The sequence below is a fragment of the Luteibacter sp. GL_149 genome (assembly GCF_057834065.1).
In genome coordinates, this window is the sequence record NZ_CM174395.1 from 2,503,600 (window position 1) to 2,527,501 (window position 23,902).

General features: G+C 64.3%; 1 protein-coding gene (cut by a window edge). It reads left to right on the forward strand.

Annotation, left to right across the window (positions count from 1 at the left end; translation table 11 throughout):
• On the forward strand, nucleotides 1–23,902 hold the 5' portion of the coding sequence (locus AC3IR3_RS11100) for an Ig-like domain-containing protein (protein ID WP_489192089.1). The gene runs 12,335 nt beyond the window's last position; 23,902 of the gene's 36,237 nt are visible here — the first part of the coding sequence; it begins with the start codon at nucleotides 1–3; its stop codon lies off the right edge, out of view.

Sequence of the window (23,902 nt, forward strand, 5' to 3'; positions counted from 1 at the left end):
ATGGAAACGTCGAGCCGTCCGTCCAGCAAGGAAGTCGCGAACACAGTCGCCGAGCACGATACGGCGCCCGGTCCCGCCATCCGCTTCGAAACCATCGAACCACGCGTACTGCTTTCCGGCGACGTGAATCCGGCCGCCATATCGATCAACGGATCGTTGACCAATCCCGGCCAGGAAAACCACTACCAGTTCACCGTACAGGACGATCGTCGCGTCGTTTTCGACAGCCTGACGAATCGAAGCGATATCAGCTGGACGCTGACAGGCCCGGGCGGCCAGCTCGGCAGCTCGAACTTCGCCGCGACGGATGCCAGTTACCAGTTCCCCGCGTTCGACCTCCGGGCCGGCACCTATACCTTAAGTGTCAACGGAACCAACGATGCGACCGGCAGCTATGCGCTGCGCATCGTCGACGCACAGGCAGCGGCCGACCTGACCATCGGACAGCCGACCGCCGGCACGCTGACGAAGGGCAACGACACCGCCGTTTACCGTTTCGACGCAACGGCCGGGCAGAAGTTTTCGCTTGGCGACGGCACGCTCGCGAGCACCGGCCAGTACAAGCAGATCAACTGGCGCCTCGTCGATCCCTATGGGCGTCAGGTGAACTCGTCCCAAACCCTGTCGTCGTCGGCCCAGGGTTTCACGACGGCATATAGCGGCCAGTACCTGCTGTTGATGGAGGGTACGCAGAACAACACCGCCGCGGTGGATTTCTCCTTCAACCTGCGCACCATCGCGGATGTCGACACCAACATTTCGTTCGATCAGGCAGTGAGCCTGACGACGCCGGTCGACGGACAGGAATTGCGCTACCACTTCCACGTGGACCAGGCGCAATCCGTTATTTTCGATAACGTCGGCGGCACCGCCTATTACTGGTCGCTGACCGGTCCTAATGGCAAGGTGGTCACGAACGACTACAGCGGATATGCGGCCAATCGGGATGCGCTCCAGCTCGTTTCGGGCGATTACACGCTTACCGTTACCGACTACACCGCAACCCAGGGTGCCAGCGGCTTCACGCTGCGCAGCGTCGCGTCCGCCACGCTATTGTCCGATGGGACCGCCGTCGCCAACTCGCTGGGCGTCGCCGATGGCATGCGTCTTTACAGCTTGGACCTCGTCCAGGGACAGTCCTATGACCTGAGCGGATGGTCCTCATCGTCCGGCTACATCAGCTGGCGCCTGCTCGATCCGTATGGCCATCAGGGCATCTCGGGCAATTCCTATACCGCCAACACGCGCTTCACGGCGACCGCTTCGGGTCGTTTTACGCTCGCCGTGAACACAGGGTCCGCGCAGACGAACTACGGCTTCGCGTTCCAGGCCGTGCCCGATATCGTGACCGTGCTCGATCCGGCGTCGCCCGACTTCCCCGCGCGTATCGCCGGCGCGGTGACGCTGCCCGGACAGCAGTCGGTCTATCGCTTCCACCTGGCCTCGGCGACGACGCTGGCTTTCGATGCGATGCAGGCCAGCACGGGCATCGCCTGGACGCTGACCGGCAGTTACGGCAGCGGCTTCACCCGCCGCTACCTCGGCAACGGATCGCTCGACAAAACGGTCGCGGCACTGCCGCCGGGCGATTACACACTCACCATCGATAGCGACAGCGGCAAGACGGGTTCCTATGTCTTCGCCATGAACAACCTGGCAGCCGCTCAGACGCTGACTGCGGGAACGGGCGTCGACGTCGCCATGACCGACGGCAGCGACAATCGCGCCTATCGTTTCTCCGCGCATGCCGGCGATAAATTGCAGCTCGTGGCATCCGCCGTTACCGGAGGACCGTTGAACTGGCGCATCGTCGATGCCTACGGTCGCGACGTCGTGACGGCGAGCCGTCTCGACGGCACGGAATCGGCATTTACCCTCGCCTCGGACGGCGACTACACATTGCTGGTCGAAGGTCAGGGCGCGCTTGCCGCGGCGGCATCGCTGCATATGCAGTTGAACTTCATAGGCAATACGCCTCCCGTCGCGCTGCCCGGCGGTCAGCCGCTGGCCTTCGGCAATGTCGTCGCGGGTACATTGGCTACCTGGGACGCGACACAGGTCTTTCGCTTCACCGTCCCCGCCGACGGCGTATACGCGTTCGACGCGCAGAGCCAGACGAATGCGATCTGGTCGCTGGCCGGACCGTACGGGACGGAAGCCAGCCAGGTCCAGATCTACGGCGGCGACCGCACGCTTTTCCTGCGCGCGGGCGACTACGCACTGACCGTGCAGGGTGCGCTTTACCCGTCGTGGTATTCCGGCAACGGCGCTTATGCCTTCCAGATGATCGACACATCGGCCGCGCCGGCACTGGCGCTCGGACAGCCGACCACCACGACGCGTTCGCCCGGTACGGCAGCGGTGGCCTACCGCGTCGATGCCGTCGCGGGAACGACGCTTGCCCTCAATGGAAGCAGCACCGGCAACTCGCCGTCCTACCAGCTGATCGATGCCTATGGCCGCGTCGTCGCCGGGCGCAGCGACCGGGCGGTTCTCGGGACATTGTTCGACATCACGGCGGGCGGTACCTATACATTGCTCGTCGGCGGCCCCTCGTACTCCAATACGAACGGCCGCGACACTTTCACGCTGGCGCAGGTCGATCATCCGTCGAATCCGCTGGTACTCGACGATGTAGTGACCGGCACGCTTGCCGCGCGCAACACCGCGGCGACTTATACATTCAGCATGGCCAGCGCGGGGTGGATCACCTTCGACGCGCTCGGCGGACTGCCCAGCGACAACGTGCAGTGGCTGCTGTCGGCGGGTAACAATTCGATCAGCGGCTGGAACAGCACGCGCTACGACGCATCGCCGATCTGGCTCGCGGCGGGCGACTATACGCTCGACCTGCGCAACGTTCAGGACACGGCGACCGCCTTCCGGTTCCGCATCCTCGACGCCAATGGCGTGCCCGATATCCAGCCCGGCTCGCTGGTCAACTCCACGGGCAGTGGCGACCAGATCCGGTCCTATCACCTGCATGGCGAGGCCGGCGACCGGCTTTACTTCAAGGGAGGAGCAGCCGACACATCGATAGGCTCCTGGAACCTGCTCGGTCCCGACGGACGCATCGCCGCAAGCGGTTATTACTTCTCGGACAGCCTGAATATCCCGCTGACACTGAGCGGCGACTATCTCCTGCAGCTGACTCCGCGCAACAACAACCCGAATGTTTCCGTCGCACTCCCCTTCACGATCGGTCGTCGCGATGTCGTCACGGCGCCTGCGACGCTGGACATGCCCATCGTGGGGTCCATCGCCACGCCGGGGCAGACGATCGCTTATGGCTTCACGCTGGACGCCACCACGCTGCTGACGTTCAACCCGGGCAGCCATGCGACGTCGCTGCACTGGAGCTTGTCCGGACCGCGCGGTACGGAATTCACGTCGCGCGACTTCGACGACGTTTCCATCCTCCTGCGTTTGCCGGCCGGTACGTACGTACTCACGGTGGAAGGCAACGATCTGACGACAGGTGCATTCTCGTTCGGCATCGGTACGCCGGCCAGTCAGCTACCCATGACCCCCGGCACCGCCGTCGAAACGACGGCAAGTGCCGGCCAGAGAACGGTCTATAGCCTGAACCTGAGCGAAGCCGACTACCGCAGCGCGATGACGACCACGCGCACCGACACGCAGTGGGATCTTTTCGACGATTACGGCAATCGCGTGTGGTCCGGATCGGGCTATTCGTCGGCGCAGACGATGCATCTTCGTGCGGGCCACTACGCACTGGTCGTACGCGTTTCGGCCAGCGCCACCGCTCCCGTAACGACCGACCTGAACCTGTACGCGCTCAGCACCGGGGCCGTACAACCGCTGGTACCCGGCACACCGGTACACGCCACGATCGGTGTCGTCGGCCAGAGCCTGGTCTTCGAATTCACAGTCGACCATCCCGATCACGCGTTGCTCGACGCCCTCGTCACCCGCGACGACATCACATGGACCCTCGACGGTCCGACGGGACGCGTGCAGTCCTCCGGAAGCCTGTACGACTATTTCGGCAGCTACATGGCGCTGCCAGTCGCGGGCACCTACCGGCTGACGATCCTGCCCAACGGACTCACCACGGGCAACGTCGACTTCAATCTGATGCTCCTGGGAAGCGTTCCCGCACTCGACGCGGCAGCACCTCTGAACATTTCGCTACCGTCCACCGCCGCCGGCGTCTATCGCGTCGATGCCGGCACGCGCGATTACGTGCAGCTCGCCAACGCGGCGAACGCAGGACGCTTCAACGTCCTGCTACTCGATGCCAATGGCAACGGTATCAATGGCTGGCAATCGTTGTCGCCGGGCTCGCACCTGGCTCTGGCGATACCGTCGAGCGGCACCTGGTATGTCCTCGTAAACGGCATCGACGACAACGGCAGCGCCATCGCATCGGCGATCGCGCTGACACAGGTGCATGCCTTGCACGGCGACGCGACGATCGGTACGACGCTTTCCGGCACGACCGTCGACACGTCGATTCCCGACACCTGGCGACTCGCGCTGGATACGCCGACGCGCATCCTGATCGGCGGCGACAGCCGGCAGACGGCGTCATGGACCCTGCGCTCGGACAGCGGCACTGTCATCGCGACGGGTAACCTCGCAACGGCGTTGCCCGTATCTCTTGGCGCGGGCGTATACACGCTGGAAATCGGTGGCGACGGCACCGGCACACCCGGTGCTTACAGTGTTGCATTGACCGATGTCGCTACCCTGCCCCTTCTCGTCGCCGGCAGTGCGACGAATGGCGTCCTTGCCGACGGCGGCACCGCGGTCTGGCGCGTAGCGGCGACGGCCGCACTCGCCGACCTTGTGCTCGCGACGGCCGGCAATGTCGACGTGACTGTCTACGACGGGGCGGGACGCGTGGTGTTCTCGGGTCACGGCCCCTTCGATCGCGCCGTTCTCGCGCATGCCGTAAGCACGGGCACCGACCGGGTCGTCGTGGTGCACGGCACGGCGGGAGCCACATATTCGCTGACGTCCACCGAAACGGCCATACCGGTCGGCGTCGATCTTTCCGCCGTATCGCTTGGCAACGCATTCTCGGGCGATCTCGCGCATGCCGGCGACGCAACCACGTACCGGCTCATCGTCGGTTACGGACAGACCATTCCGCTGGGCAAACTGTTGCGCGACCTCGGGTCGCAGGGCGTGCACTGGCGCATCTCGGCGGGCGGCGCGGCCTATGGCTGGAACGACGCGGACCCCACCGCGGCGAGTCTCGTACTTGCCGCGGGAGACTATGACTTCACCGTCGAAGCCCTCGTGGACGGCGCGCACTTCGCATGGCAAACGCTCGATAGTGCGGCAGCGACCTTGACGGCCGACGGCGACAACGCCGTCACAGTGGCGGCTGGCCTCGATTCGGGTATCTATCGCCTCGATCTTTCCTCGCCGCGCGCGCTTCACCTCGGCCTGTCGCTGGGCAATAACGCAAGCTGGAGCCTGTACGACGCACAGGGGCGCCTTGTCGTATCCGGCGTCAGCGGTACGCTTGTCGATACCGCGGTGCTGGACAACGGCGCATACACGTTGCTCGTCGAGCGCACCGGCGATCTTTCCGCCGCCGTACGGGGCACGCTGACATTCGGGCAGACCGCGCCATTGCCGCTGCCGTTGCCGGCCGTGCTGAACGACCATCTCGCCCATGCGGGCGATATCGCCGTCCATGCCTTCAGCCTTTCCACCGGCTCGTATATTCATCTCGGCGATATCGGTACGTCGGGCGCCCTGCGCGCGAAGCTGACCCTGCGCGGAGCGGCAGGCAGCTGGACGACGATCGATGCCGTGACGGGCGATCTGCGGTGGCTGGCGGCAGGCGACTACGAGCTGTCCCTGCAAGCGACGAGCGACGATACCGTCGCCGCCATCCAGCTACTTTCCTACACCGTGGCACCGGCGCTGAACGCCGGCGGCATCACCGACACGCTGACCGTTCCTTCCGCCGCCGCGCTATGGCGCGTGGACGTACCGGTGGGCCAGAACACCCGCATCGCCTTCACCGCGACCGGCGCGGACATGCGCTGGATGCTGGTCGACGCCAATGCGAGCATCGTTGCCCAGGGGTTCGGAAGCGGCACCTTCGATCTCGGCCCCATCGCACCGGGCAGTTATTCCGTCCTCGTGCTGGGTGGCACCGACAACGACAACGCCGGTTACAGCCTCACTGTGGGCGCGTATGCGCCAGCGGCCGTCGCCCTTGGCGATATCGTCCAGGGCGTCACGCCCGACGTGCCGGGTGTTGTCACGTATGCACTCAGTCTGCCCGCGGGCGGCACCCTGTTCGCGTGGAACGACACGGATAGCGCTCAGTTCGCTGTCATCGACGCATGGGGCAACGAAGTCGCGCACAGCGGCTCCCCCACCGTCCTCTCCGCAGGCGATTACACCCTGCGGATCACGACGAACGAACCGGGCGAAGCGTATCGCTTCGAACTGACGAACCTCGATGCCGGCATCGTCCCCGCTCCGCAGCCTGTCGCCACGTCGCTGGCCGCCGGACAAGACACCGCCGTTTACGAATTGCCCGCGGGCGCGCCGCTGTCCTCAGTGTCCCTGATTGTCGACGATGCGGATGCCGCCAATATCGGCTGGCTGATCGTGCACGGCAGCACCATCGTCGATAACGGTATCGGCGGGATCTCTGGCGTACGTCGCCTGGACGGCGATGGGTACCGGCTGATCGTGCGCCGCATCGGCGATCGCAGCGACGCCATCGCCTATTCGGTCGGCGCGGTCGCCGTACCGGTCGTCGTGCAGCCGCTGGCCCTCGGCGCGAGCGGCCAGGTCGTACTCAGCGACGACAACGGTCACCTGCAGTCGTTCTCGTTCTCGCTGGACTCCTCGCGACACATTGCCGTCGTACTGCCTTCGGGCTACGACCTCCAGTCTTACTACCGCATTGTCGATGCCTCCGGACAGACCTGGCTCGACTGGACGCGTAGCGGCAACCAGCCGCTTCCCCAGCTTCTGGACAAGGGCGACTACCGGATCGAGTTCGACAGCAGCTCGCATGGCGGCGGTGGCGAAAACTTCTTCGCCGTGCGCTCGACGGAATCCTCGACATCCCCGCAGTCCGTTACATCGGTTATTCGCATCGTCGACGTCGACAACGCCCCGCTGCTGGCCAGCGGCCACGATGCCTCCGTATCGATCGATGGTTCACTCGATACGCACTACATCCGCATCGACGGAAACATCGGCGATACCGTCACGATCGTCGGCGCGCTGACCGGAACGGGTTACGCCAACTGGGAAATCTACAACGCGTTCGGATCGAGCGTTGCGTACGGCAACAACAATTCGACCGTCAGCTTCACGCTCGACTATCCGGGCACGTATTTCCTGCGCGTCCCGGGCACCAATAGTCCGGTGACCCTGTCGTTCTCGCAGACGAACGTCCCCCGCGGCACCACAGTACCCGCGGCGATCGTTCTTCCGGTCGATACCGCGACATCGGTATCCCTTCCCGCCGATGCCGCGCAGACCTATACGTTCCATCTCGACGGTGCGTCGTTCGTATCGATGCAGACGACCGCCTACCTGTACCAGGTGTCCTGGTCGCTACAGGATGCGAACGGCATCGTGCTGGATGGCGACACGTCGCTGACCCAGTCGTCGTTCTATATGCGTCTGCCCGCCGGCGACTACCGTCTGGTCTTCGCCAACTCGCTCGCTACCGTCAACACGTTCGATTTCACGCTGGCCACGCAGGGCAGTGCGACGCCGGCGACGGCCAACGGAACGGTGTCCGGCCCTGTCGGGCTGTACAGCCTCACCGTGCAGGCGGGACACCGGTACGGCTTCGTGCGCGCCGAAAACGCCCGTTATGTCCTGTACGGATCCGATTTCGGGATGCTTGCGGATCTGACCGGCTACCAGAACGAGAACGACGGATTGAAGTGGTTTACGGCCACCGCCGATGGCACCTGGTATATCGACCTGACCAACCACGGCTATAACGACGTCTCCGTTTTCCTGGTGCAGCCCACTCCGGTGACGGTCGGAACAGTGGAAGAAGGCTCGGTCGCACCGATGGGCGACGTCCTGTCGCGCACGCTGCATGTCGACCGGCCGGGTACGTACTATATCGGTTTCACGCACATCAGCGACAACGTGACTCTGTCGATCGATGGTGCGGATGTCAGCGGTCACTGGACCTTCGGGCAGGACAGCATCATGTACGCGCTGTTCACCCTCGGTGCCGGCGATTACGACATCGAAATCGCCAGTGGCAGGGGCATTTACAACTGGGGTCTCGACTACGGGTTCCTGGCCTTCGACATGGCCAGCGCCACATCGCTCGCACCCGATGTCGCCAGCACGCTCGCGTTCTCGAATGTCATGCCGACGTTCGCCCGCATCGACGGCCTGCAAGGGCAGCGGATGTATCTGCCCGCATGGCCCGCGGGTGCGGTCACCGCGAGCTGGTCGCTGCTCGATGCCGCAGGCAACGCCATCGCCAATGGTGCGTCGGATGCCCCCGCATTGTTCCCCGCCCTGCCTGCGGACGGCACGTATTACCTCGTCTGGACGCGCACGGACGGGTCCACCGATCCGGCCAGTGTCAATGTCACTCTTGTAAGCAACGGCTCCGACGCGCTGCCCGTCGCGACCGTGGGCGGCACGTTACACATCGTTCCCGATCCCGCGCATCTGGATCGCGTGCAGGGCGTGTACCGGATCGATCTGTCGCAGGCGACGCAGTTCATCCTGACGGCGCCGGCCAGCAATTGGCAGGTGGACTGGACGCTGTCCTCCGAGGACGGCACGCAAACTTACGGAACGTGGCCCGCCGGCAGCCACGACATCTCGCTGCTCAACCTCGCGGCTGGCCGATATGTGCTGTCGTTCCTCGCGGACGGCGATGCGACGCCCTTCGATATCCGGGTCGTGGACGCCGCCGCGGCCCGTCCCATCGCGCTGGACGAACCGGTAACCCTTGAAGCAGGCGATACGCAACCCGGCCTGTATACGTTCTCCACCGACCGGCAGACGACCCTCCACTTCGACGCAGGCAACTTTGGCAGCAAGGAAGGATTCGACGGAACCTGGGTGCTTTACGACACCTTCGGCCATCTCGTCCGTTCCTCCGACATGGCCGACAACAACAGCTTTGTCGTCGGACCGGGCCGTTACCTGCTCAGTGCCGAAGCTCACGAGTCAAGCGGAACGCCCGCGACGGTCTCGTTCTCCGTTGCCCACGAGCCGACGCCGTTCGGGACGAACACGGGGATGTACTACGAAGATTCGGTGTACTTCTCGGTCAATGCATCCACGCATGTACTCGCCGACATCACCCAGATGTACGGACAGGCGCGTCAGTGGACGCTGCTGCGCGATGGCCAGGTCGTCGCCAGTGGCACGTTCAGCAGTTCCAATGCGGGTGGCGGCGCGCTGTTCGAAGTAAACGCGGGCCATTACGAGCTTCGCGTATCGACCGGCTATGGCAACTACCTCGGTCTACGCCTGCTCGACCTCGGCGCCGCGCAGGTCGTGGGCGATGGCGGAACGGTCAGCGGCTACGTATCGAACGGTTATGCGTCCGCATATACCGTCCAGGGCCTGGCCGGCGGCACGCTCGCCCTGTCGGGGGGATACGACGGTTCCACCTGGACGATTTACGACGCATTCGGTGCGCGCGTGACGGACATCCAGCCCGGTCAGGTCTCCGCGCCGTTGTCGCGTACGGGTACCTATTTCCTTGTACGCGACGCATACGGCAATGCGGGCAACGTGTCGTTCAACAACACCATCGCCCTCGGTTCCGTCAGTCGCGACATCGCGATCGGCACGCCAGTCAGCGCCCAGCTTCCCTCGAACGGCGGTCTGAACTTCGCCTTCGACGGTCAGGCGGGTCAGCTGTTGTGGCTTACCACGCTGAACAGTCAGCTCTACGGCCACGCGGACGTCTACGACAGCCACGGTGTGCTGGTCTATTCGCAGGATATAAACGGAGCCACGAAACAGGCCATCCGGCTGAACGCCGACGGCCGCTACGTGCTGCGTCTGAGCAACACCTATTCCTCGAACCCTTTGCGCTTCGTGCTCACCGACCTGGCGGGTGCGCAAGCCCTCGCCTCCGGGGTCATCGCTTCGGGACAGCTCGATACCAATACCGGCGTGCTCGCCTATCGCGTCACGGTGGATGCCAGCGGCCGGATCGTATTCGATCCGGGCACGGGCAACACCAACGGATCGCCTGCCTGGAAGCTGATCTCGCGTTACGGACAGATCGTGGCGTCGGGCAACATGTACAACATGAGCGGCTCTCTTGCCGTGCCGCCGGGCGACTATGTTCTCGTCATCGATGGCGAGGGACGGATATCCGGAACCGCCAGTGTCCGCTTCTCCCTCGATACCACGACATCGCCGCTGCCCCTGAATACATCCGTGTCCGGTACGTTGCCCGCCAACGGCGGCAGCGTCAGCTACGCGCTGCACCTGGACGAAGGAAAGCTGCTGACGTTCGACACGCTGAGCGCGGACAAGAACGTGTACTGGCGTCTGCTGGGCCCCAACGGCAGCGTACTGATATCGGGTAACACGCTGGGCTATTACAACAATTACTACTCCTACTCCCTGAATCCGTCGCTGTTCGTTCCCGCCGGCGATTACACGCTGCTTCTGGACAGCAACACGACCGCGTCCGGAAACTACAACTTCCGTGTCATGGACGCCGCCAGTGCCACGCCAGTCGCCGTCGATACGACGATCCAGACGCAGGTAGCGACATCCAACGCCGTCGCGACGTATACCTATGCGCTGGAAGCGGGCCAGCACTACTACCTCGACATTCTTCCCGGCCAGCTTGCCAACGATACGCAGGCGACACAGGTATACCTGTCGCTACGCGATCCGTTGGGCAGGACGGTCGTCTCGCCCGCAGCCATGGGATCGTGGCGTTCCGTGTATGACCAGGCAGCTGGCGTCTACCACTATTTCATCGACGGCGCCGGCTTCGATCTGGGCAAGATCACCCTGGGCGGCACGTATACGCTGTCGCTCGAACGCATCGACGGGTACGGCGTTACGTCGACCCCCGTCGCGTTCCGCATGGTGCACGTCGTCGATCCGCCCACGGTCATCCTCGACACGCTGATTACCAACCCCGCGCCGGATCTGACGATCAACACCGTGGCTGTCGCCCCCGCGAGCGACATCCACAGCGGCCAGACCGTCGATCTTTCGTGGACCGAGGAAAACCGCGGCACGCTCGCCACCGGCGGTAGCTGGAACGATCGCGTCATCGTGCGCAATACCGCGACGGGCGCCATCGTCCTCGACATCGTCGTGCCCTACGACAGTACAGATCCGTCCAACACCGGCATCGGTGTCGGCGGCGCCATCGTGCGCCATGCGCTACTCCATCTTCCCGACGGCAGCGACGCGACGGGCACGTTGTCGATCACGATCATCGCCGACTCCGACAACCTGCTGAAAGAAAGCAATCCCAGCGGCACGGGCGAAAGCAACAATACGGCGCACCTGGATATCCAGGTCACGCTCGCCCCGTATGCCGACCTCACCGTCGGCCAGCTCGTCCTGACGCCTGCGGGCGGTTTCGTACCCGGCCAGCAGGTCGCGGTGGACTGGGTCACCTCCAACAGCGGCAGTACCGCCGTGGTTGCCCCGTTCAGCGAAACGCTCGAAGTGCGCAATACGTCGACCGGCCGTGTCGTGGCCACGGTCACCCTGCGCGAGCTGCTTGGCGACGGCGCGTTCGCCGCCGGCAGCAACCGCGCGCGACACGCCACGTTCAACTGGCCCGACGGGATCGACGCTGCGGGCAATTTCTCGATCCGGGTTATCGCCGACTCGCTCAACGAGATCGCCGAAGCGAATGCAGCGGGTACCGCAGAAACCAATAACGTCGCCTCGTTCGCGACGGTCGTCGGTCCCGACCTTACCGTGCGCAACCTGCAGATCGTCAGCACGACCGTGCAGGCCGGCGGTATCGTCACCATTACCTGGGAAGACTGGAACGACGGCAGCAGCCCGACCGCCGCGGCGTTCAACGATCGCATTACCGTCGCCCGCGCGGACTCGGGTCTGGTACTCGTCGACGCGACGCTGCCTTACGACCCGGCCACCCTCGTGGACGGTCAGCCGAACGGACCGATCGGCCCGGGCGGCCACCGTCTGCGCAGCTACACCTTCCGTCTGCCCGACGGTCTGCGCGGTGCCGGCAATCTCGCCGTCACCGTCACGGCCGATCAGAACACGGCCGGCGTCGGCGTGCTGTACGAGGCCAACCTCACCAACGATGCCGAAACGAACAATTCGGCAAGCGGCAGCATGGTTTCCGCGACGACCGCCTATGCGGACCTCACCGTCGCCGACGTGTCGGCGCCCGTGAAAGCAACCGGCGGACAGACGGTCAACGTCAGCTGGACAGTCACCAATCGCGGACAGGCCGCCACCGGCGATTCGTGGACCGATGAAATCGTGCTCAGCACCGATGGCATCATCGGCAATGGCGACGACATCGTCATCGGCAGCATCCGCCACAACGGCGCACTCACGGCAGGACAGAGCTACGCCCAGACGCTGGCACTCACGCTTCCGCTGCTGGCCGACGGACGCTATTTCCTCGCCGTACGCAGCGATGCACGCGGCGAAGTACTGCAGCCGGATACGCGCGCGCATACCGTCAGTGGCGCGAATGCCATCGATGTCGCGGCGGCCTATGCCGATCTCGGCGTCACCCAGGTCACGGCACCCACCGTCGCACAGAGCGGCGAGAACGTCCTGATCAGCTGGCAGGTGACCAACAGCGGCAATGCGCCAACCAATCTCTCGCTGTGGAACGACCGCGTATATCTTTCGCGCACGGGCGTTCCCTCGGCCGACGACATCGTGCTGGCCGGTTCGGTCGTGCATGCCGGTGTGCTTGCCGTAGGCGACAGCTATACCGCGACGGCGACGCTCAGCCTGCCGCGCGACCTCGTCGGCGATTACTACATCCTGGTCCTGACGAATCTCAACGGCGTCGTCGTGGAGAACGGTCACGTCGGCAACAACACGAAGGCGTCCGCTTCGGTGCTGCATATTTCGCTTGCTCCGGCGGCGAACCTCACCGTGACCGACGTCACGGGACCGACCGCACTGCGTCCCGGCGACAGCGTTTCGGTCGCGTATACCGCGCACAACACCGGCAATGTCGCGACGACCGGCGCATGGCGCGATCGCGTGTACCTGAAAGCCGCGGACGGCACGCTGACCGAAGTCGGCAGCCGTTTCTACACCGATGGCCTCGATGTCGGTGCAAGCGCGGCGCGCAGCATCGACGTCGCGGTTCCCGCATGGTTCGCGGAAGGCACGTATACGTGGCTCGTCCGCACGGATGCCGACGACACGATCTACGAACGCAACGGCGAATCGGATAACGACACGGCCGCTACCGTTCCGGTGGTCGTCGCACGCCCCGACCTGACGGTGTCGGCTGTTTCGGGTCCGACGCTGGTGCTATCCGGCACGACGGTGACCGTCGGCTGGACAGTCTCCAACAACGGCGGCGCCGCCCTCGGCGGCTGGATCGACCAGGTCTTCCTTTCGCATAACGGTACGCTGGTCAAGGTCGGCGAGATCGCGCACGCCGGTGGACTGGCCACCGGTGCGACCTACAATGCATCCGCATCGTTCGCGTTGCCGCTCGAAGCGAGCGGCGACTACGACATCGTCGTGGTGACCGATGCCGCACGCGCGATCGACGACCGCTCTCGCGACAACAACACGTACCGCAACGGGCTGACGGTCCAGATGGCGGCCCATGCCGACCTTGCGGTGAGCGCCGTGCAGGCGCCCGCCACGCTGATCGCCGACCCGGCCACCCTGGCGGTGACCTGGACGGTGACCAACCAGGGTACGGGTGCGGGCGACAGCACGGGCTGGACGGATCGCATCGTACTCTCCACCGACGACATCCTCGGCAATGGCGACGATATCGTCGTCGGCGAAGTGCGCCACGACGGCGCGCTTGCCGTGGGTGCAAGCTACAACGGTCAATTCAGCACGATGCTGCCGCCGGGCACCACCGGTCGCTACAAGCTCTTCGTCGTGACCGACGCGGCGCATACCGTGTTCCAGAATGGCGCGACCGCCAACGACGCCGCGTTGCTCGACCACACCGTCGACATCATGCCGAAACCGTATGCCGACCTCGTCGTGCAATCGGTGGGCGCGCAAGGCGCCGCGATCAGCGGCCAGTCCCTCACGGTGACGTGGAACGTCGTCAATCAGGGTATCGGCATTACCGACACGTCGGAATGGCGCGACCAGGTCTGGCTGAGCTCGCTGCCCGATGGCACCGGCACCATTTTCCAGCTCGGCAACGCGGACCATATCGGCCAGCTCGCCATCGGCGACAGCTATACCCGCAGCATCGTCGTGACGATGCCTAACGGCATCTCGGGCAATTACTACCTCAACGTCAAGACCGGCGGCCCGTTCGAGTTCGTCTACAACAACAACGACACCGGCCACAGCATCGCCCTGCCCGTGCAGCTGGCACCTTCGCCCGATCTCGTGGTGCAGACGGTCAGCATGCCGGCCGCGGCGGTCGAAGGTTCCGTCGTCGACGTGGCATGGACCGTTATCAATAACGGCACGGCCACGGCTACCGGTCCGTGGGTCGATACCGTCAAGCTCGTGCCCGTCAGCGGCGATGGTGCGACGATCACGCTCGGCAGCTTTACCTACGATCGTCCGCTCGGCGCGGGTATCAGCTATACGCGTACCGAACAGCTGCGCCTGCCGTCGAAGATCGAAGGTCTGTACCGGATCGAAGTCATCACCAACGCCAATCTCGGCGGCGACGGTGCGCAGGTTTACGAGTACGGCACCGCGCGCCTGAACAATCTGCTGATCGCCAGCGACGCATCGCAGATCAGCTTGCAGAGCCGTCCGGATCTGCAGGTCGGTAACGTCGTCGTACCCGACCACGTCACCGCCGGCACCACGGTCGGCATCCAGTACACCGTCGTCAACCAGGGCCCGATGCCCGCCAACGGTCACTGGCGCGACAAGGTTTATCTGTCGCGCGACGGCCTGCTCAGCGGCGACGACGTGCTCGTCGGCGTTTTCGACAATGGCAGCGCGTTGGCTCCGACCGGCAGTTACACGAACGCAAGCGGCACGATCGATATCCCGATCCAGTACCGCGGCAACGCCTACCTGATTGTCGTCACCGATGCGGACAACGTCGTCGACGAATACCCGAACGAACAGAACAACGTTCGCGCCGCTCACTTCTACGTGGACCCGGTACCGTTCGCCGATCTGGTCACCAGCAACGTCACCGCACCCGATCAGGCGGTGCATGGCGCGACGATCCAGGTCGATTACAAGGTCACCAACTCCGGCAGCGCGACGACCCGCGGCGTATCGGCCGATATCAACAGCTGGACCGATACGGTATGGCTGGCCAAGGACCCGCGTCGCCCCGGCGCGAACAAGGGCGACGTGCTGCTCGGCTCGGTCGTGCACACCGGCAATCTGGCCATCGGCGCCGACTATCTGGGCACCCTGCGCGTCACGATTCCGGACGATACCTTCAGCGGCAAGTACTACATCACCGTCTGGAGCGATGCGTACGACAGCATTCTCGAGGACACGCTCGCCTCCAATATCAATCCGGACGACCCGAACCAGGTCGACAACAATAACTACAAGGCCCGCGCGATCAGCGTCCTCGGCATTACGCCGCCGGATCTGGTCGTGACCCAGGTCACCGCACCCGCGACGGTCGATGCCGGCGGGACAATCACGTTCGGCTATACGGTGCAGAACCAGGGCGATCTGTTCACTGGCGGCTGGACCGACTCGGTCTACGTCGCGGACAACCCCGATCTGTCCAAGGCCACGAAGTTCTGGCTGATCGGCAGCTATACGCAAAGCCGTACGCTGAACAACGGCGAGAAGTACACGGTTTCGCAGACACTCCAGCTCGCCCCATCGGTGAACGGCGGTTACATCGTCGTCCGCACGGATGCGTACAACAACGTCCGCGAAGTCAACGAAAGCAACAACGTCACCGCGATCGCGTCGAATGTCGTGGCCCATCCCGCCGATCTGCAGGTGACCTCGATCGTCACCCAGCCGCAGAACTGGTCGGGAGAGCTCACCCCCGTCACCTGGACGGTGACCAACAAGGGCGAGGCGGTATGGCCTTCGACCGTCGGCTGGGTGGACTCGGTCTACATCAGTACCGATCCGACGTTCATACCCAAGCGAGCGACGGCGCTCGGTGCATTCACGCATTACAACCTCGCGGGCCTTGCCGCCGGCGCGAGCTATAGCGTCACCGCGAACGTGCAACTGCCGCCGGGTACGGACGGCAAGTACTACATCTATGTCATTACGGACAGCATGCCGGGCGATACGCTCAGCTCGCCCGTGCCACAACCGAACGCCGCGACCGAACAGCTTACCGGCACGATCAACGCGAACGACGTTCTCTACTACGGCAAGTCGGTTTACGAAGGCACGCTGGGCAACAACAACATCGGTAGCGGCAGCCTCGCCATCACCTATCGCGAAGCCGATCTGCAGATCGACGGCATCACGATTTCCAATCCGGCGCCGCAATCCGGCGAGCTGGTCACCGTGACCTGGGTCGTCACCAACCGTGGCGACCGCGCCACGCGCGTGTCGGGCTGGTCCGATGGCGTCTATCTGTCCAACGATGCGTCGCTCGACGCGTCCGATACACCCTTGCCGGAAGGCTCGCTTTACGACAATCCGGGACGTGTCGTGGGCATCTCGCTCACCGATGCCAATGGCAAACCGCGCTTCCTGCTGCCGGGCGAGTCGTATACGCAGTCGGTAACGTTCCATTTGCCGCAGTCGATCAGCGGCAACTTCCACGTCATCGTAAAAGCCGACACCTCCACGCTGAAAGACTGGCTCTACAGCGAGCCGAGTTCGATCCGTGCCGGTCTGGACGTCGTCGCCGGCGACGGCCCCGGCTCGGTGCTGGAGTTCCGCGACGAAGGCAATAACGTCTCCTCGATCGCCCTGCCGATTACACTGGCTACACCACCCGATCTCACGGTATCGAAGGTCACCGCACCCGATCATGTCGTGGCCGGACAGTCCTTTGTCGTCGACTACACCGTGTACAACGCGGGCGGTGCGACGCCCAGCGACCAGAGCGCATGGAACGACCTGATCTACCTGTCGCGCGACCGCTTCCTCGACGTCAACCAGGATCGTTACCTCGGTTACCTGAGTCATTCCGGCGGTCTGAGCGCCTCCGGCAGCTACGACGGCCGCTTTACCGTCACCGCGCCGGGCGACCTCGACGGTCCGTACTACGTCTTCGTCATCACCGATCCCGCGCGTGCCTTCGGCTCGGGTCCGAGCGGCAAAGTGCTGGAATTCGGCAACGACCAGAACAATGCCACCGCCGCTGTCCAGCCGATCATCGTCGAGACGCCGCCACCGGCCGACCTCAAGGTTGGCCAGGTCGCGGTGCCCCCGCTGGCCCAGGTTGGCCAGCCGGTCACGATCACCTATACGGTGAGCAACGACTCGGCCAATACCGCGCACGGTCAGTGGACGGATGCGATCTATCTCTCGGCGGACAACACCTGGGGACTGGACGACATCCTGCTCGGCAAGGTGCTGCATGTCGGCGATCTTATCGGCCAGGGCAGCTATACCGGCACGCTCACAGCCAACCTGCCTCCGCTGAAGGACGGCACCTGGCGCATCATCGTCCGCCCCGATCTCTACAACGAAGTCTTCGAAGGTGCCATTTACTACGGCCCGAACGGCCTGGTCATGGCACCGGGCGAGGCAAACAACCTCACCGCGTCGGCTGCCGTGATCCAGACCCAGGTACCGCGCATCGACGTAGCGAGTCCCGCGGCGATCACGTTGTCGGATGGGCAGACCCAGCTCTACAAGGTGAGCGTCGCGGCGGGCCAGACGCTGCGCGTATTGCTCGATTCCACCGCGCAAGCCGGCGACAACGAGCTGTATATCCGTTACGGCGACATCCCGACCACCTATGCGTACGACGCCTCGTACAGCAATGCCTCATCCGCCGATCAGCAAGCGATAATCGCCAGCACCCTGGCGGGCGACTACTACATCCTCGTACGCAGCCGTGGCGGCCACGCCGTGCCGGCGACGCTGCGCGCCGACCTGTTGCCGTTGTCGATCACGAAGATCACGCCGGATTCGGGCGGCGTCAGCGACGATGCGCATCGCTGGGTCACGCTGGACATTTACGGCTCCAGCTTCCAGCCCGGAGCGCTCGTCAAGCTCACCCGCCCCGGCGTCTACGAAGCCGAACCCGATCGCTGGCAGGTGCTGGACGCGACGCATATCCGTGCCATCTTCGACACCCGCGCCTTCCCGCTCGGTCTGTACGACGTCACGGTCATCAATCCGAACGGTCAGAGCATCACCGAAGCGAATCGTTATCTCGTGGAGCGCGGTATCGAGGACGACGTGACCATCGGTGTCGGTGGTCCACGCAATCTCGAACCGGGTGACAGCGCGACCTATACGGTGTCGTTGCAGAGTCTTACCAACGTCAACACGCCTTACGTCCGTTTCGATTTCGGCGCGGTGGAGATGGGTTACAACCAGTACCTGCTCGACGGCCTCAACCTGCCCTATGCACTGTTCGGCGCCAACGTCGGCGGTTCGCCTTACGGCAACATCGCCGGTGCGCCGGCGAACACCATGGGTTACGGGCAGACACCTTCGACGCAGTCGCGCACGGATATTCCGTGGGCCTCGCTCGACGGCACCCTGAACACCAACGGCTACAACCTCGCACCGGGTTATGCCTTCGACGTAGCTGCGCATGGTTTCGTCGGCATGACCTTCCGCCTGCAGACCTATCCGGGTCTGACGGCGTGGCTCAACCGCGATTTCGACGGCTTGCGCGACGCCTTGTATGCGACGCATCCGGACTGGAAGAAGCAAGGCATCCTCGATGCCGGCGTCAGCGGACTGGACAAGATTTCCGCCGGCCTCACGGCCCGCTTCCTCGCTGCCGATCCGCAAGATCGCATCAGCAAGCTCGAGATTCTTTCCGAATCGTTCCAGATGAACGTGGTGGCGTCCGCGACCGCGCTGACGCGTGCGCAATTCGTCGCCGAACAGACGGCGTATGCGTTGCGTTTGCGTACCGCCATCCTCGCCGATGCCAGCGCACCGGTGAACCTGTCCGTGCTCGCCGCCGACGCGTCGACCTGGGTCAACGGCTGGCTGGCCGCGCTGGAAACCGCGGGCATGCTGACACCCGAGAACCAGGCGCCGCCGATCACGACCAACCCGCAGGTCGTCAGCCTGAATGCGACCCTGGCCGCCGGCATCCTGCTTTCGCGCGCCGGCGACAGCTATCGCACGCAGGCCGACCTGCTCGGATTCTTTGCCAAGGTGCAGCAGTGGTATGGCGATACGGCCGCCTATAGCGGCGATCCGAAAGCCGCGAAGGGACCGATCGACCATATCGAAATCCGCGAGGACGACGAAGGCGACTACGTCGAAGTGCCGGTACCGGCGCTGGCCAATCCGGCCGATTACGACCAGCACGTGGGGCGCACGCTGCAGTTCGAGAACTTCCAGATTTTTGTGGGCGGCCGCTCCGAACTCGAGTACCTGCGTTCACAGGGCTTGCTCGACGAAAAGTTCAATCCGTTGCCGGGCAAGGCCCTCAATCTCGCCCAGTATCTGCAGATCATCGCGCAGCAACGCGGCGCGGCCGACGCCGCCATCAGCGTGCAGGGTCCGCAGGGACGCAGCACGGCAAGCGACGGCAGTGTCTATGTACCGGCCGGGACCCCGCTGCCGTATACGTTCGCGTTCGCGAATCCGACCCAGCAAGGCGTGGGCCAGATCCGCATCGTGACGCAGCTCGATCCGTCGCTGGACCCGCGTTCGCTACGCCTCGGCGATCTGAAGCTCGGCGACATCAGCATCCACGTTCCGGCGGATCGCGCGAACTTCCAGGCCGATTTCGACTTCAGCGGCAGCAAGGGCTACGTGCTTCGCGTCAGTGCGGGCATCGATGTCGAATCCCGTATCGCGACATGGCTTATCCAGGCCATCGATCCGGCCACCGGCGAAGTGATGCAGGATCTGACGCGTGCGCTGCTCTCGGGCAGCAGCGCACAAACCGGTGGTTTCGTCAGCTTCACGGTTGCCGCATCGGCGACCGCCGTATCCGGTTCGCGTATCGCGACGACCGCACGCATCTTTTTCGACGGCGCGCCGCCGATCGACAGCGTGACCGTGAACACGACGCTGGACGCCAGCGTGCCGCATACCGTCGTCACGGCGACGAGCCTCGGCAACGACGTCAACGGCGCACCGACCTATTCGGTGAAGTGGAATGCAAGCGACGATGCGAGCGGCATCCGTTTCGTTACCGTGTATGTCGCGACCGATGGCGGCGACTTCCGCATCTGGCAGCGCCAGGTCGGCCCGGACAAGACCGAAGCCGTCTTCACCGGCGAAGCGGGCCACCATTACGAGTTCCTCGCCGTCGCCACCGACAACGCGGGCAATCGCGAAGCGGCCAATGTCACGAACGCGGTCCTGCCCGACGATGGCGGTCGCCAGCAGGTGCTGGATGGCCTTGGCGTGACGCCGGGCGTCGAGCAGAGCCCGACCGTTCCGCAGGCGGCACCGGATCGCAACTACCCGGCCAATCCGCTGTTCACCGATGCGGCCCAGCTCCTGCCGGGTCAGGTATCGACGAGCAATGCTGGCGATCTGGGCAACGTGCTTGCCCCGTTCGTTTCGCGCGGCTTCGCCGACGGCTTCGCTACCGGCGCCGCCGATATCGGAGCCATGGCGATGGTCGAACTGCCCGACCACAGCGTCCTCGTCAGTGCGGGCGCCCAGCGCAACGAGGTTTACCGTTACGGCAAGGACGGCGGTCACTCGGTGACGCCGCTCTTCGTCCTCGACTCGCCCGTACTCGACATGGCCGTCGACGCGCTTGGCCAGCTATGGGTCATGACCGGCAACGAGCTGCTGCAGGTCGATGCCGGCAGCGGCGCCATCGTGCGGCGCATGCAGGGCCCGACCGGCCAGCCGTTGACGCATGCCCTCGCCATCCAGCCGTCCACCGGCGACATCTTTGTCTCCTCCGGCAGCGGCATCGAAGTCTTCCATCCGAACGAAACCAATCCGAACCGCGCGTGGCAGCACTTCAGCAATACGCGCGTAGGCGATCTGGCCTTCGGGCCGGATGGACGTCTGTGGGGCATCCGCTGGACCGGTAGCGACATCGCGGCCGCCGATCCCAAGGGCAGCACGGATATCGTCAGTTTCCCGATGTCCGGCGCCACGCTTGGCCGTGCGGAACTCGAGTACCGCCTGACCGGTGTGGTCAGTTCCATCGCCTTCGGCGCGGCGGGCACGCCGCTCGACGGATTGTTGCTCGCTTCCGGCGCCCTGCCGCAGCACGTGCAGGTCGCCGGCGTCGCCGACACCACGCATGGTTCGACGGTGTGGATGATCGAACTGAACTCCCGCCGCGTCCTGCAGGTCGCCGGCGGCGGTACGCAGGGCGAAGCGATCGTCGCGACCAGCGACGGACGTATTCTCGTTGCGCAGACCAACCACGTCGACGAAATCGCCCCGGCGCATGCGCCGAAGGTACTGGCGACGAGCGTACCCGATGGGGCGTTGGTGCCGTTGCCCGTTGGCGAGATCGCGGTGCGGTTCGATCAGGATATGTGGCTGGGTAGCGATCCGGCTTCGGCGCTCGCGGACCCGACCAGCGTGTTCTACGCCACGAACTTCACCCTGCTGTCCAGCGAGACGGGTGCGACGGCGATAACCCCGAAGACTATTCGTTGGGATGCCGTCACGCATACAGCGTATCTCGATGTCAGCGGGATCGCGGCGGGCCACTACCAGCTGACCATCAACGGCAACCTGCGCAGTGCCAGCCACCTGGCCATCGGGCAGAACACGGTCAGCGGTTTCACCGCGCTGCTGGATATGAGCAGCACCGTGCAACTGGCGTTTACCAATACGCGCGCCGACCACACAACGGGTGCCGTCAGTTACGACGTCAGCATCACCAACATCGGCACCGACGACCTGCATGGGCCGTTGATGCTTTTGCTGGATCCGGGCGCCTATTTCGCCTCCGGTATCGATGGTGCGGTTCAGGGCACCGGCGCACAGGCAGGTTTCTGGATCCTCGATCTGACCAGCGCGTTGCAGGCGATGGGAGGCAAGCTGGCGGTAGGTGCCACCCTTGCCAATCAGACCGTGACGGTGGTTCCGGCGAATTTCTTCGGTAACGCCGGCGTGCTCGCCGACCTGGCGAAGTTCAATCTCGGCCATGGTATTTACGCGGTTCCGCAAGCCAATCTGCCACCGACTATTCCGGCGGTAGGCAGCACGAGCAAACCCGATACGTTCAACCAGCCGGCGACGATCGGTCAGCCCTGGAGTGCCACGCTCGAAGCCGTCGATAACGACGGAACGGCCTTCCATTGGGAAGTCGTGCAGGCACCTGCCGGTCTTTCCATCAGCGCCACGGGCGCCTACACGGTAGATGCCGACGGTCACTACCATTCCGTCGCGACGCTCAGCTGGACTCCCGGCGCGAACGCCGATGCGGACACTGTCGTGGTCGTGCGTGTACAGGATGGGCGTGGCGGCGTGGCACTCCGTGTGCTTCATGTCGTCGTCCAGCAAGGTAACCGCGCGCCGGTACTGGGTCAGCAGAGCGACATCGTACTTGCCGAAGGTACGACGCTCTCGCTTCCGCTGCGCGCCGCCGATGCGGACGGCGACGTCCTGACGATGAGCGTCGCGAACCTGCCCCCCGGCGCTCAGTTCGACGCGCAGACCGGCTTGCTTACGTGGAATCCGACGTACTCGCAGGCAGGCATCTACTCGAACGTGACGATACGTGTCAGCGATGGAAAGTCGACGGTCAGCGAGACCTTCACGATCACCGTGACCCAGGCTCAACCCAACCCCGTACTGGGAGCCGTTGCGCCGCAGGTACTTCGCGAAGGCGACGCGTACGCTCTTCAGCTGGCCGGCTCGTTACCGGGCGGCACGGCGCGCGCCGATGGATCGACCGTCACGCTGAGCTACAGCGCGGCATCGATTCCCGGTGGCATGACGCTGAACAGCGATACCGGCTGGCTCAGCTGGACGCCTGGCTTCGACCAGCACGGTTCGTACAGCGTCAATGTCCTGCTCACGGCCACGTTCACCGCGCTCGACGGCACCGCTGTGACGCGTACGGCGTCGCGGGTGGTGAACTTCAGCGTCCTGAACGCGAACGGCGCACCGGTATTCGACAGCAACGTGGGCAGCCCATGGAATGTTCTCGAAGGCCAGGATCTTCGCATCAGCGTCTTTGCCTTCGATCCGGACAATCCCGGTTTCGCACCCAAGGTGCGACTGGGCACCGGTGCTCCCGCGACGGATCAGGGCGACGCTGTCGGTCCGACGGTCACCTATCAGGTACTTGGCCTGCCCGAGGGCGCAACCTTCGATAGCGACACACTGGAGATCGTGTGGACGCCCGGCTATGCCCAGGCCGGTACCTATCATGTGACGGTTATCGCCACGGACGATGGCGATGGCACGGGAACGCCGGCGATCAGCCAGGTAACGATTCCTATCGTCGTCGCCGATACGAATCGGGCGCCTTACATCGCTCCGATCACCAACGCATTCGTCGACAAAGGTGCCACGCTCGACATTCCGGTGAATATCACGGACATCGACGGCAACCCGATTCAGCTGACCATTTCCGGCCTGCCGCGTTTTGCCACCTACACCCAAAATCCGCCTGGCGCGGACGGACACATCACCGGGACGATTCATTTCGCGCCCGGCGACAACGACCGGGGCGATTACACCATCACGCTCACCGCGCAGGACAACGGCAATG